Consider the following 12,412-nt stretch of genomic DNA (forward strand, 5'->3'; position numbering starts at 1 on the left):
GTCACCGAGCGGTTAGCAGTGGCGGACCGGCCGCGCGATCCGCATACGGTGGGACCGTCCCGATCCGGAGGAAAAGCCTTGGTGACAGCAGCCCGACCGTCCGAAGCAGGGCGTCCCTCGCTGCGCGACCTTGCGTACGAGACCCTGCGGCGTCGCATCATCGAGGTCGAACTCCAGCCGGGCGAACGGCTCGTGGAGCGCGACCTCGCCACCGAGCTGGAGGTCTCACGCATCCCCCTGCGTGAGGCCCTGCGCCTCCTGGCGGCCGAGGGGCTCGTGGTGCTCGTGCCGCACCGGGGCGCCCTGGTCGCACCCTTCACCCCCGGCGATGTGCGCGACCTCTTCGACGTACGAGAGTCGCTGGAGTCGCTCGCGGCCCGGCTGGCGGCGGAGCGGGCCGACGAGGACGGGCTGGCCCGTCTCGCGGCCGGACTCGACGCCGCCCGGGAGGCGACCCGCGCCCACGACCGCGCCGCGATCGCCGCGGCCAACGCGGCGTTCCACACCGACATCGTCGAACTCGCGTCCAACGCGCTGCTCAGCGGGGTGATGCGGCCGCTGGAGGCGCGCATGCACTGGCTCTTCCGGCTGACCGCGCGGCGGGACCCGGATCAGCAGTGCGCGGAGCACGAGCGGATGTACGAGGCCATCGCGGCCCGTGACGCCGACCTCGCGGCACGCCTGGCGCACGAGCACGTCGCGGACGGCCGCGCGGCCAGCCTCGCGCTGGCGGAGCGGTGGTCGCGGCCGGACATCGACCCCGAGGCCGTCGCCGCGCGCCGGCGGCGAGGCCGGGGCGACGCGGGAAAGCAGGCCGGGCCGGAGGCGTGATCCGCCTCCGGCCCGGCCGGTCGTGCCCGAGTGTCCGTCCGGGCCCGTTCAGGACGTGTCCGTCCGCGCCCGTTCAGGACGTGCCCGTCCGGGGCCCGTTCAGGACCCGGCGCTCAGCACCGCCGCCACCACGGGACCGGCCGCGTCGCCGCCGTGGCCGCCGGACTGGACGACCGCCGCCGCCGCGAGGTCGTTGTTGAAGCCGGTGAACCAGCTGTTGGACGTGCCCTGTCCGTCGACCTCGGCCGATCCGGTCTTGGCACCCTTGTCGCCGTGGACCGGGGCCATGGCGGCCTGGCCGGTGCCCCAGGAGGCCGTGGCCCGCATCATGTCGTTCAGCTGCCCGGTGACGCTCGGGGACAGCGAGCGCGAGGCGGTGGCGATCGGACGGTCGTCCAGGGACTGCGGGACGATCACGGGCTGACGGAACGTGCCGTTGCGGGCGGTCGCCGTGATGGACGCGATGTTGAGGGCATTCATCTGCACGGTGCCCTGGCCTATGTACTGGGCGGCCGCCTCACCGCCGCTCTCCTCGGGCACGCTCCCGTCGAACGAGGGGATGCCGGTCTTCCACTGCAGACCGATCCCGAAGACGTCCCGGGCCTCCTTGGCGAGCGCGGAGTCGTCCTTCGTGTCGTCGATCAGCTTGATGAAGGCGGTGTTGCACGAGCGGGCGAAGCTCGTGCTGAACGTGTCGGTGGGCGGGAGCTCGAAGTACTTGAGGTTGTGGAACGTCCGGCCCTGCCAGGTCGCTTCCTTCGGGCACTCGACCGGGCTGTTCGCCGAGACGAGTCCCTTGTCCATCAGCATCGCCGCGGTCATGATCTTCAGGGTGGAGCCGGGTGCCTGCTTGCCCAGCATCGCCGCGTTGAAGCCGGTCGCCGGGTTGTTGGCGACCGCGCGGATCGACCCGGTCGACGGCCGCACCGCGACCACCGACGCCGCGCTGAACTGCTTGACCGCCTTCTCGGCGGCGGCCTGCGCGTCCGCGTCGAGTGTGGTCCGGAGCTTGCCCGGCTTCCCCTTCGCGAGCGTCAGCAGTGTGGTGTCCGGCAGCTGTTCGTCCGCGGGCTCGATCCACGTCTCGATCCCGGGGGAGCCGCCGGTGGTGTCGCCGTACTTGTCCCGCAGGCCGTCGAGGATCGGCCCGAGCGACGGGTAGGTCTCCTTGTCCAGCACCTTGCCGTTGTGGTCGACGGCCTCGATCGCCGCCGTCGAGGACTCGCCCGTCTTCAGTGTGGCGCCCTCGGTCAGCTCCGGGTGGATCACCGTGGGCTCCCAGTCGACGAGGGCCTTCCCGGTCGTCAGGCCGCGCACCACGGTCAGTTCGGAGGAATAGGACCAGGGCTTGGTCCTTCCCTCGTACGACACCGTCGCCTTCACCGTGTACGGCACCTTCGCGCCGACGGCGGGACCCGGCGTGATCACCGCCTTGGTGACGTGGGCCTCCGCGCCGTAGCCGGCCAGCAGGGGCTCGGCGACGGCGTCGTTGTTCGTGAACCGGGCCGCGGTCGGTGCGTCTCCGGACGCCCAGGCCGCGAGGAAACTCCTGGCGGTCTCCTCGATCTCCTTCTTGTCGGGCGGTCCGGTCCTCACCTCCGACGACGCGGCGGCGGTCTCCGTCCCTCCGCCGTCACCGCCCCCCAGCAGCACGTCGTACACGCCGTAGCCGAGCCCTCCGGCCACCAGTACGAACACCCCGCCGACCACCGCGACCTTCGCTCCACTGCGCATCTGCGCCTTCCCCCTCCCCGTGGACCTTCTTGAACACGTTCAAGAAGTCTTGCCGTTCGGCACTGTACGGGACGACGGGGGCTTCCGAGGAGGTTGTTACCGGACCGCGACGCTTGCGGGAGAGCGCTTTCTGGCCAACCTGCGAGCAGATACGACGTACGGGCCGCCGCGACAGGTCCCGCTATCGCCCGGAAGGCATCTGCCCGGCGCCGTCCGGGCCGTGGGCGTAGAGACGGCTGTGGGCGCCGCTCGCGAAGCTCATCATCTGCGACTGGAGCGCGGCCGTCGTGCGCCCGAAGCGCGGAGCATCCCCCGGCCTCCTCGGGCTGCCCGGCTCGGCAGTCGTCAGCCACGCGTCGACGTCCTCGCCGAGCGCATCGTGGCTGGCGTAGACGGCGTCCGTCAGTTCGGACACCGCTGCCTGCTCCTCGTCGGCCAGCATCAGTCGCAGGACCCACTCGGCGGCCTGCATGTCCCGTATCCGGTCGTGCACGGCCGCACGATCCGCCGTCAGCACATCCTCGTCGGCACCCTCCCGCACGCGCTGCCGGACGATCCGCATCTGACGCCGGACCGTGTCCACACGAAGCACCAGGTCCTCGTAGGCGGCACGCCTGCGGGTCACCGCCTCCGCGCGCTCCTGCGCCGCGTACTGCAACTGAGCCACGCTCAGTTGTGTGCGGGTCTGGAGCCGCGTGCTCACCCAGCCGGTCAGTGCCCCGACCGCGGCACCACCGGCCCCGAGCCCTGCCCCGACCACCACGGCCCACTGCCCGTCCATGGACACCACCGTAGGCGTTCCGCCGTTCCCGGAGGGGAGGTTCGCGCACCTCCACGACCGCTCGCACGCACCCACGGACGCTCGGGTACGGCGGCGGGGCGCGCCCTCAGGACGCGCCCCGCCGCCGTACCGCCTGCTACACCCAGGTGTCCAGCCACATCCGGTCGCGCCAGGAGGTGTCCGGGATCGACTGGCCCGTGTAGAGCGGCCAGAAGTACACGAAGTTCCAGACGATCAGCAGCACCAGCACCCCCGCCGCGATCGCGCCCAGGGTGCGTCTGCGTTCGCCCGTGGGGTCGGCCTTCTCCAGGCCGAGGCGGTGTCTGGTGCTCGTGCCGGCGGCCGGGCCCAGGAGGGCGCCGATCATCATCGTGACCGCCAGGCAGAGGAACGGCACGAACACGACCGCGTAGAAGAGGAAGATCGTCCGCTCCTGGTAGAAGAACCAGGGCACCCAGCCCGCCGCCACCCCGCAGGCGATCGCGCCCGCACGCCAGTCGCGGCGGAAGAACCAGCGCCACAGCACGTACAGCAGTGCCACGCACGCCGCCCACCACAGCAGTGGGGTGCCCAGGGCCAGGACCTCGCGGGCGCACTTTCCCGTCCCTGACGTGAGGCAGCCGGTCTGCTCCTCGTAGAAGTACGAGACGGGCCGGCCCAGGACGATCCAGCTCCACGGATTGGACTGGTAGGTGTGGCCGGAGGTCAGGCCGACGTGGAACTCGTACACCTGGTACTCGTAGTGCCACAGGCTCCGCAGCCAGTCCGGGAGCCAGGTCCAGCTGCCGCCCTTGCCCTCGGTGGCCGCCCAGTTGCGGTAGTAGCCCTTGTCCGTGACGATCCAGCCGGTCCACGAGACGAGGTACGTGCCGATCGCGACCGGCACCGTGGAGACGAAGGCCGGCAGCAGGTCGCGCAGGACCACGGCCCGGTAGGGCTGCACGGCGCCCGCCGTGCGGCGTGCGCCGACGTCCCAGAGCACCGCCATCACGCCGAACGCGGCCAGGATGTAGAGCCCGTTCCACTTCGTGGCGAAGGCCAGGCCGAGCATCAGCCCGGCCGCGATCCGCCACGGACGCCACCCCAGGCGGAGCGTCTCGGCGACGTGCGCGTCCGGGCGCAGCAGTCCCTCCTCGTCGACGGGGAGCGCCGCGGCCAGCCTGCGGCGGGACCGGTCGCGGTCGACGAGGAGGCAGCCGAAGGCCGCGAGCACGAAGAACATCAGCACCAGGTCGAGCAGCGCGGTGCGGCTCATCACGAAGTGCAGCCCGTCCACGGCCAGCAGGGTGCCCGCCAGGCAGCCCAGGAACGTCGAGCGGAACAGCCGCCGGCCGATCCGGCAGAGCATCAGGACCGAGACGGTGCCGAGCAGCGCCACCATGAAGCGCCAGCCGAACGGGGTGAACCCGAAGAGCTGCTCACCGATCCCGATGATCCACTTGCCGACCGGAGGATGGACGACGTAGCCCGGGTCCACCGGGATGTCCACCGACGACGGGTCCGAGAGGATCTGCTTGTCGATGTCCTTGGGCCAGGAACCCTCGTACCCCTGGTTGATCAGCGCCCAGGCGTCCTTGGCGTAGTACGTCTCGTCGAATATCACCGCCTTCGGGCTGCCCAGGTTCCAGAACCGCAGCACCCCGGCGATCAGGGCGACCAGCAGCGGGCCGCCCCAGGCGGACCAGCGCACCAGGTGGCCGGCGAGGCCCGGCGGCACGGCGAGCACGTTCCAGAACTGGCGGCCGGGGCGGGTGTAGGGCGGGACCAGGCGCTCGCGCAGCCCCGTCTCCGGCCGTGGGGCATGGCCGAAGCGGCGCAGCCGCTGCTGCCAGGAAGGCGGCTGGTCACCGGCGTGGTCCCCGGCGTCGTTGCCCTGCTGGGCTTCGGGCGCAGTACTCGTCACCGCGCCATCGTAGGGAACGCATCTGTGCGAGTGGTGCCGCCCGTGCTGGGAGGATGGCCCATGTGACTGGAACGACTGGAACGCTCGTACTCGCAGGGACCCCCATCGGCGACGTGGCGGACGCCCCGCCACGGCTCGCCGCCGAGCTGGAGACGGCCGACGTCGTGGCCGCCGAGGACACCCGGCGGCTGCGCCGGCTCACCCAGGCGCTGGGCATCCACACGACGGGGCGTGTCGTCTCCTACTTCGAGGGCAACGAGTCGGCGCGCACGCCCGAGCTCGTCGAGGCGCTGGCCGGCGGGGCGCGCGTCCTGCTCGTCACGGACGCCGGGATGCCGTCCGTCTCCGACCCCGGATACCGGCTCGTCGCAGCCGCCGTGGAGCAGGACATCAAGGTCACCGCAGTACCGGGACCGTCGGCCGTGCTCACCGCGCTCGCGCTGTCCGCGCTGCCCGTGGACCGCTTCTGCTTCGAGGGCTTCTTGCCGCGCAAGGCGGGCGAGCGGCTCGGGAAGCTCCGCGAGGTCGCCGACGAGCGCCGCACGATGGTCTTCTTCGAGGCCCCGCACCGGCTGGACGACACCCTGGCCGCGATGGCCGAGGTGTTCGGGTCCGGCCGCAGGGCCGCCGTGTGCCGCGAGCTGACCAAGACGTACGAGGAAGTGAAGCGCGGCCCGCTGGGAGACCTGGCGGTCTGGGCGGCAGAAGGCGTGCGCGGGGAGATCACCGTCGTGGTCGAGGGCGCCACCGATTCCGGCGAGGAACTGGACGCCGAGGAGCTGGTGCGCAGGGTGCAGGTGCGCGAGGAGGCGGGGGAGCGGCGCAAGGAGGCGATCGCGGCGGTCGCCGCCGAGGCCGGGCTGCCCAAGCGCGAGGTCTTCGATGCGGTGGTCGCGGCAAAGAACGCGGCTCGGACCGGCCAGGAACAAGGCAAAGGACTAGCCTGAAACGTAAAGCTCCGGCCGCGTACCGGGCCCATTGCCCACGGATCGGCCAAAACCGTTCCAACACTCGGCAGGCCTGGTGCGCCGCCCCCGGGTGAAGGCGTCCACTTGAGGTGGAACGCATCATCCGGAGTGCTTGTCCGGAGTGCTTGTCCATCGGACAAGAGGAGCAGGCATGAGTGACATCGCAGCAACCACCGTGCACGAGGCATACGCCTTCGCCTGCATGCGGTGCGGACACGGCTGGGAACAGGCCTACGAGATAGAGCACCACGTCGACGGCTCGGGCAACGCCTTCGTCGTGTACAAGGCGGACGGGGAACGCGTCCCCTCACCGCTGTCCACCCCGACCTGCACCAACTGCGGCGGCCATGTGGTCCGGATCATGCGCGCCGGCCGCGTCTCCACCGTCCAGCGACTGCTCCAGCCGCAGAAGGGCACGCCCCCGGAGGCCGGGGCGGACAGGATCGCCGCGACCGCCGTGGCGCCCGCGGGCTCCGGCACACACCACTGGCAGCTGTCCGATCTGCTGCGCCCCTTCCACCGGCGGTGAACCCACCCCCGGCGGTGAACCCGGCCACCGGCGGTGAACCCACCCCCGGCGGTGAGCCCGCCCACCCGCGCTGAGCGAGGGCCCACGCCCTCGTAGAGTCGTGGGCATGAGCCGTACCGACGCCCCTCCGCTCCCCGAACCCCTCAGGGTTCCGGTCGCCGATTCGCACACCCACCTGGACATGCAGGACGGAACCGTCGAGGAGGGCCTGGCCCGCGCCGCGGCGGTCAACGTGACCGCCGTCGTCCAGGTGGGCTGCGACGTGAAGGGCTCGCGCTGGGCCGCCGAGACCGCGGCCGCCCACCCGTCCGTGCACGCCGCCGTGGCGCTGCACCCCAACGAGGCGCCGCGCATCGTGCACGGGGACCCGGACGGCTGGTCCCGCCAGGAGGCCCGTGAGCCGGGCGGCAGGGCGGCGCTCGACGAGGCACTCGCCGAGATCGACGCGCTGGCCGCCCTCCCCCACGTACGCGCGGTAGGCGAGACAGGCCTCGACTTCTTCCGTACGGGCCCCGAGGGCGTCGCCGCCCAGGAGGAGTCCTTCCGGGCGCACATCGAGATCGCCAAGCGGCACGGCAAGGCCCTGGTCATCCACGACCGCGAGGCCCACGAGGACGTGCTGCGCGTCCTCGCCGACGCGGGCGCCCCGGAGCGGACCGTCTTCCACTGCTACTCCGGCGACGCCGAGATGGCCCGGCTCTGCGCGGCCGCCGGCTACTTCATGTCCTTCGCGGGCAACGTCACGTTCAAGAACGCGCAACCGCTGCGCGACGCCCTGGCCGTCGCCCCCGCCGAGCTGGTGCTCGTCGAGACGGACGCGCCCTTCCTCACCCCCGCCCCGTACCGCGGACGGCCCAACGCGCCCTACCTCGTCCCGGTCACGCTCCGTGCGATGGCCGAGGTGCGGGGCGTCGACGAGGACACGCTCGCCGCGGCCGTCTACGACAACACCGCCAGGGCGTTCGACTTCTGACCTCCCGGCCCGGCCCACCCCGACACATGGGGTGATCGCATGACTTTGGACGGTGACGGAATTCGGCTATCGTGCCCGCGCATCAGGGTCGGCAGCCGGATCTCCTGGAGCGTCGTGGGCCATAGGCAGGGCAGTCACCGCGCACCGCGCGGCGGAGGGTGGACCGGCCGGGCCCCGGTGCGGGTGCCCGCCCCGGCTCCGCCGCGCTCCCTCCACGAGGAGCGGACGATCGTCGCGGCGCTCCGGGCCGGCCCGTTCCCGGTCCACGACCCGACCGTCCTGGACACCCCGCTGGTGCCCGCGCCGGCGGCGGTGCGCGTGCGGCCCGCCGGCCACCGCGCGGTCCGCCGGCACCGGGGCGCGCCGGAGGGGCTGCGGCGGCTCGTCCCCCGCGCACTGGTCCTGGCCGTCCTGGCGGGCGGCACCGCCGCCTTCCTCGCCCAGGACAAGACCGTCCAGGTCAGCGTGGACGGGACCTCGCACACGCTGCACACCTTCGCCGACGACGTCGGCGAGCTCCTGGACACGGAGGGCGTCACGGTCGGTGCCCGTGACAGCGTCGCCCCCGCCCCCGCCACGGGGCTGGACGACGGGGACGAGGTCGTCGTACGCCGGGAGACGCGCGGCCCCGGGCCCGTGCCGGGCGGGGGCGGCCCGGGGCCCCGCGGCGGCCGTAGGCTTAACGGGTGAGCACCACAGAGCCCGACGCCCTCCTGGGCCCCGCAGACATCCGCGAGCTGGCCGCAGCGCTGGGCGTACGCCCCACCAAGCAGCGCGGCCAGAACTTCGTCATCGACGCCAACACGGTCCGCAGGATCGTACGGACCGCCGAGGTGCGGCCCGACGACGTGGTGGTCGAGGTGGGGCCCGGTCTCGGGTCGCTGACCCTGGCCCTGCTGGAGGCGGCCGACCGGGTCGTCGCCGTCGAGATCGACGACGTGCTCGCCGGAGCCCTGCCGGCCACGGTCGCCGCCCGGCTCCCCGGCCGCGCGGACCGCTTCGCCCTGGTCCACTCGGACGCGATGCTGGTCACCGAGCTGCCCGGCCCGGCGCCGACCGCGCTCGTCGCCAACCTTCCGTACAACGTCGCCGTGCCGGTCCTGCTCACCATGCTGGAGCGCTTCCCCACCATCGAGCGGACGCTCGTGATGGTGCAGTCCGAGGTCGCCGACCGGCTGGCCGCCCGGCCCGGCAACAAGGTGTACGGCGTGCCGTCGGTCAAGGCCAACTGGTACGCCGACGTCAAGCGCGCCGGATCGATCGGCCGTACCGTGTTCTGGCCCGCGCCCAACGTCGACTCGGGCCTGGTGTCCCTGGTGCGGCGTGCGGAGCCGGTCCGGACCACCGCGAGCAGGGCCGAGGTCTTCGCCGTCGTCGACGCGGCCTTCGCCCAGCGCCGCAAGACGCTGCGCGCGGCCCTCGCCGGCTGGGCGGGTTCCGCGCCGGCCGCCGAGGCCGCCCTGACCGCCGCGGGGATCTCACCGCAGGCGCGGGGCGAGGCCCTGACCGTCGAGGAGTTCGCCGCCGTCGCCGAGAACAAGCCGGAGCCCTCCGCATGACCCGCAGCGTCACCGTCCGCGTCCCCGCCAAGGTCAACGCGCAGCTCGCGGTCGGCGCACCCCGCCCCGACGGCTTCCACGACCTGGCCAACGTCTTCCTCGCCGTCGGCCTGTACGACGAGGTCACCGTCACCCCCGCCGACGCCCTGCGCGTCACCTGCTCCGGACCGGACGCCGGTCAGGTCCCGCTGGACGCCACCAACCTCGCGGCCCGCGCTGCGATCGCCCTGGCCGCCCGCCACGGCATCGCGCCCGACGTGCACATCCACATCGCCAAGGACATCCCCGTCGCCGGCGGCATGGCCGGCGGCAGCGCCGACGGCGCTGCCGCCCTGCTGGCCTGCGACACCCTGTGGTCCACCGGTGCGAGCCGGGAGGAACTCCTGGAGATCTGCGCCGAGCTGGGCAGCGACGTACCGTTCAGCCTGGTCGGCGGGGCGGCGCTCGGGGTCGGGCGCGGTGAGCGTCTCACCCCCGTCGAGGTCGGCGGCACCTTCCACTGGGTCTTCGCCGTCGCCGACGGCGGGCTCTCCACCCCGGCCGTCTACGGCGAGTTCGACCGCCTGACCGCCGGCACCGACGTCCCCGAGCCGGCCGCGTCCCCCGCGCTCCTGACCGCCCTGGGCAAGGGCGACGCCACCGCGCTCGCGGACGCCCTCGGCAACGACCTCCAGGCCGCCGCGCTCTCCCTGCGCCCGTCCCTCGCCGACACCCTCGCGGCGGGCACCGCCGCGGGCGCCCTGGCCGCGCTCGTCTCCGGATCCGGGCCGACCACGGCGTTCCTGACCGCCGACGAGGAGTCGGCGCACAAGGTGGCCGACGCCCTGCTCGCGTCGGGCACCTGCCGCAGCGCACGCGTGGCACTCGCCCCCGCCCCCGGTGCCACCGTCGTCTGACTGCCGCTACTCAGACGGGAATTGAGTACGGTCGCGCTGCCGCACCCCCGGTGCCCGGCGCGACCGTGGGCGCATGGGATCACACCTGCGCGACCTGGCCGAGGCCACACCCGCCACCCGGGACCGCTACATCGACCTGCTGCGGGTCGCCTCGCTGGGCACCGTCGTCCTCGGCCACTGGCTGATGGCCGCCGTCACCACCGACGGGGTGGGCAACCTCCTCGCCGTCGTGCCCGGGCTCCAGCTGCTCACCTGGGTCCTCCAGGTCATGCCGGTGTTCTTCTTCGTCGGCGGCTTCTCCCACGCCCTGTCCTACCGGTCCCTGCTCCGCGGACGGCCGGAGGGCTCCACGGCGTCCGTCTACCCGTCCTTCCTGCGGGCGCGGCTCCAGCGGCTCCTGAGGCCGACCATGGTCTTCGTCCTCGTCTGGGGAGCCGCCGCGCTCGCCGTGCAACTGCTGGGCGGTGGCGGCGGACTGACCGGTGTGACGCTGAGGCTGGTGACCCAGCCCCTCTGGTTCATAGGGATCTACCTGGCGATGGTCGCCTTCACGCCCGCCCTGCTGAAGCTCCACGACCGCCACGGCTGGGGCGCTTTCGCCGCGCTCGTCGGCGCCGCCGCGGCGGTGGACCTCCTGCGGTTCGCGGCGGGCGTCCCCCACGTCGAGTTCCTCAACTTCGCCTTCGTCTGGCTCGCGGTGCACCAGCTCGGCTTCCTGCGCGCCGACGGACGCATCCGCCGCCCCGCACTCCTCGCCGGCGCCGGGCTCGCCTCAGCCGTGGCGCTGGTGGCCCTCGGCCCGTATCCGCTCTCCATGGTCGGCATGCCCGGCGAGAGGATCAGCAACATGGCGCCGCCCACGCTCGCCCTGCTCGGCCATGGACTCTGGCTGGTCGGAGCCGTCGAGCTGCTGCGCGCACCCGGAGCCCGGCTGGCCGTCAGGCCCCGCGTCTGGCGCGCCGTCGTGGCCGCCAACGGCGTCGCGATGACCGCGTTCCTGTGGCACCTCACGGCGATGCTCGGCGTGTACGGGGCGATGCTGGGCCTGGGCCTCCCGCTGCCCGAACCGGCCACCGCCGCCTGGTGGGCGCAGGTCCCGCCGCGGATCGCCGCTGCCGTCGCGGTCACCGCGGTGCTCGTCGCGGCCTTCCGTACGTTCGAACGCCCCGTCCGCCTCGCCCCCGGCCGCGGCGCGAGCGGCGCGGGAGCCCTCTCGGCGACCGGCGTGGCCCTCGCCCTGCTGGGCGTGCTCGGCCTGTCCATGGTCGGCTACGCCGGCCTGCTGGACGGGCACACCGCGCTGCTGGTCGCCTTCCACGTCAGCGCCCCGACGGCCGTGGCGATGGCACTGGGCGGCTGGCTGCTCGTCGAGCGCGCGGGCCGGTGAGCCGGTGGGGCGGCTCGCGCGGGGGCGGCCGGCCGGAGCGGCGGACCTCGCCGGGCGTGCGGCCCCCGAGGACCGCCGGGCGGTCGGCCACCCCCGCACCCTCAGCCCAGTTCGAGCGACTTCTTCGCCAGCTCGTACGCCGGGAGCATCTCCTCGTGCTCCTGCGAGTCCAGCCCGCCCAGATGCACCACGACCGGACCCTTCGGGGTGGCGACCGCGAAGGCACGCTCCTTCTTGGGTTCGTCCAGCAGCTCGCCGCTCACCGTGTAGGTCACCTCGGCGGCCGGCACCCGCCCCGCCTCGGTCTCCTCGTACGCGGCCTCCGACGCGTTCCGGTCGCCCGCCACGAAGTCCTCCAGCGCCGCCCTCGGGGTGGTCGAGGCGCCCTTGCCCTGCCAGACCCGGATGTAGCCGATGTTCCCGGCCGGTTTGGCGTCGATCTCGCAGACCATCGTGGCCGAGCCCTGCTGTCCCAGGGCGGCGAACTCGGAACCCGGCTCCACCTCCACGGACTCCGGCTTCCAGTCCGCGGCCAGGTCGAAGGTCACCGGCAGCTCGCAGGCCGACCCGGCGCCACCGAGCGGGGCGCCCTTCTCCGCAGCGGTGCTCTCCGCGGCGGCCACGGGGTCGGTGTCCCCGTTCTTCCCCGCGTCGGCGTCCGTGCCGGCGGACGACGAGCAGCCGGACAGCACCGCCGTCGCCAGGACCGCCGGAACCAGTGCCCGTATCGCGCCACGCATCATGAAGTCCCCACCCCAGAGATGTTCCGAACCGCTCCGACCTGGGGTTACTCCCCATGATCGATCGCCGCACGCTATCGCACCCCGCGCGGCGACTACTCTGGGACGTCG

At 73.1% G+C, this 12,412-nt stretch carries 12 protein-coding genes; 8 read left to right on the plus strand and 4 right to left on the minus strand.

Features of this window, described 5'->3' with window-relative positions; translation table 11 throughout:
* Positions 1-81: 81 nt before the first annotated feature.
* Complete coding sequence (locus tag ACFC51_RS23350; protein WP_376380929.1) at positions 82-831, plus strand: GntR family transcriptional regulator; 750 nt, start codon at positions 82-84, stop codon at positions 829-831.
* 99 nt (positions 832-930) lie between these two features.
* On the opposite strand, the gene ACFC51_RS23355 is transcribed toward ACFC51_RS23350, so the two are convergent.
* The 3 genes from ACFC51_RS23355 to ACFC51_RS23365 form a co-directional block, all read right to left on the minus strand.
* The gene (locus ACFC51_RS23355; protein WP_376530607.1) at positions 931-2,565 is read right to left on the minus strand and encodes a penicillin-binding transpeptidase domain-containing protein; all 1,635 of its coding nucleotides are present in this window, start codon (positions 2,563-2,565) and stop codon (positions 931-933) included.
* Positions 2,566-2,746: 181 nt separating this feature from the next.
* Complete coding sequence (locus ACFC51_RS23360; protein WP_376530609.1) at positions 2,747-3,346, minus strand: hypothetical protein; 600 nt, start codon at positions 3,344-3,346, stop codon at positions 2,747-2,749.
* Positions 3,347-3,482: 136 nt separating this feature from the next.
* Complete coding sequence (locus ACFC51_RS23365; RefSeq protein WP_376374141.1) at positions 3,483-5,249, minus strand: dolichyl-phosphate-mannose--protein mannosyltransferase; 1,767 nt, start codon at positions 5,247-5,249, stop codon at positions 3,483-3,485.
* Between the two features lie 53 nt (positions 5,250-5,302).
* Here ACFC51_RS23365 and rsmI point away from each other — a divergent pair, with 53 nt between their 5' ends.
* The 7 genes from rsmI to ACFC51_RS23400 all read left to right on the plus strand — a co-directional run bounded on the left by rsmI (position 5,303) and on the right by ACFC51_RS23400 (position 11,561).
* A complete protein-coding gene (rsmI, locus tag ACFC51_RS23370) occupies positions 5,303-6,196 on the plus strand; it encodes a 16S rRNA (cytidine(1402)-2'-O)-methyltransferase (RefSeq protein ID WP_376374139.1) in 894 nt (297 codons plus the stop codon).
* 172 nt (positions 6,197-6,368) lie between these two features.
* Entirely contained in the window at positions 6,369-6,746 is a 378-nt protein-coding gene (locus ACFC51_RS23375; RefSeq protein ID WP_376374136.1) for a hypothetical protein, read from the plus strand.
* Positions 6,747-6,852: 106 nt separating this feature from the next.
* The gene (locus tag ACFC51_RS23380) at positions 6,853-7,719 is read left to right on the plus strand and encodes a TatD family hydrolase (RefSeq protein WP_376374134.1); all 867 of its coding nucleotides are present in this window, start codon (positions 6,853-6,855) and stop codon (positions 7,717-7,719) included.
* 114 nt (positions 7,720-7,833) lie between these two features.
* Positions 7,834-8,409 (plus strand): ubiquitin-like domain-containing protein, encoded by a 576-nt coding sequence (locus ACFC51_RS23385; RefSeq protein WP_376530611.1) that lies wholly within the window; start codon positions 7,834-7,836, stop codon positions 8,407-8,409.
* Positions 8,406-9,278 (plus strand): 16S rRNA (adenine(1518)-N(6)/adenine(1519)-N(6))-dimethyltransferase RsmA, encoded by an 873-nt coding sequence (gene rsmA, locus ACFC51_RS23390; RefSeq protein WP_329229764.1) that lies wholly within the window; start codon positions 8,406-8,408, stop codon positions 9,276-9,278. The genes ACFC51_RS23385 and rsmA overlap by 4 nt, the downstream gene beginning before the upstream one ends.
* Positions 9,275-10,174 carry a 4-(cytidine 5'-diphospho)-2-C-methyl-D-erythritol kinase gene (locus ACFC51_RS23395; RefSeq protein WP_376374128.1) on the plus strand — a complete coding sequence of 300 codons (900 nt, stop codon included), beginning with the start codon at positions 9,275-9,277 and terminating at the stop codon, positions 10,172-10,174. The genes rsmA and ACFC51_RS23395 overlap by 4 nt, the downstream gene beginning before the upstream one ends.
* 73 nt (positions 10,175-10,247) lie before the next feature.
* Positions 10,248-11,561: an acyltransferase gene (locus ACFC51_RS23400; RefSeq protein WP_376530614.1), complete on the plus strand. Its 1,314-nt coding sequence runs from the start codon at positions 10,248-10,250 to the stop codon at positions 11,559-11,561.
* Between the two features lie 101 nt (positions 11,562-11,662).
* On the opposite strand, the gene ACFC51_RS23405 is transcribed toward ACFC51_RS23400, so the two are convergent.
* Positions 11,663-12,301, minus strand: a complete 639-nt coding sequence (locus ACFC51_RS23405; protein WP_376374149.1) for a lipoprotein — start codon at positions 12,299-12,301, stop codon at positions 11,663-11,665.
* Positions 12,302-12,412: the final 111 nt, after the last annotated feature.

Source organism: Streptomyces sp. NPDC055962, from assembly GCF_042270185.1.
Taxonomy (GTDB): domain Bacteria; phylum Actinomycetota; class Actinomycetes; order Streptomycetales; family Streptomycetaceae; genus Streptomyces.

What these genes read in the sequence shown, in the direction of transcription:
- ACFC51_RS23355 (WP_376530607.1), bottom strand. Translation starts at nt 2,565, where the DNA reads ATGCGCAGTGGAGCGAAGGTCGCGGTGGTCGGCGGGGTGTTCGTACTG.
- ACFC51_RS23360 (WP_376530609.1), bottom strand. Translation starts at nt 3,346, where the DNA reads ATGGACGGGCAGTGGGCCGTGGTGGTCGGGGCAGGGCTCGGGGCCGGT.
- rsmI (WP_376374139.1), top strand. Translation starts at nt 5,303, where the DNA reads ATGGCCCATGTGACTGGAACGACTGGAACGCTCGTACTCGCAGGGACC.
- ACFC51_RS23375 (WP_376374136.1), top strand. Translation starts at nt 6,369, where the DNA reads ATGAGTGACATCGCAGCAACCACCGTGCACGAGGCATACGCCTTCGCC.
- ACFC51_RS23380 (WP_376374134.1), top strand. Translation starts at nt 6,853, where the DNA reads ATGAGCCGTACCGACGCCCCTCCGCTCCCCGAACCCCTCAGGGTTCCG.
- ACFC51_RS23395 (WP_376374128.1), top strand. Translation starts at nt 9,275, where the DNA reads ATGACCCGCAGCGTCACCGTCCGCGTCCCCGCCAAGGTCAACGCGCAG.
- ACFC51_RS23400 (WP_376530614.1), top strand. Translation starts at nt 10,248, where the DNA reads ATGGGATCACACCTGCGCGACCTGGCCGAGGCCACACCCGCCACCCGG.
- ACFC51_RS23405 (WP_376374149.1), bottom strand. Translation starts at nt 12,301, where the DNA reads ATGCGTGGCGCGATACGGGCACTGGTTCCGGCGGTCCTGGCGACGGCG.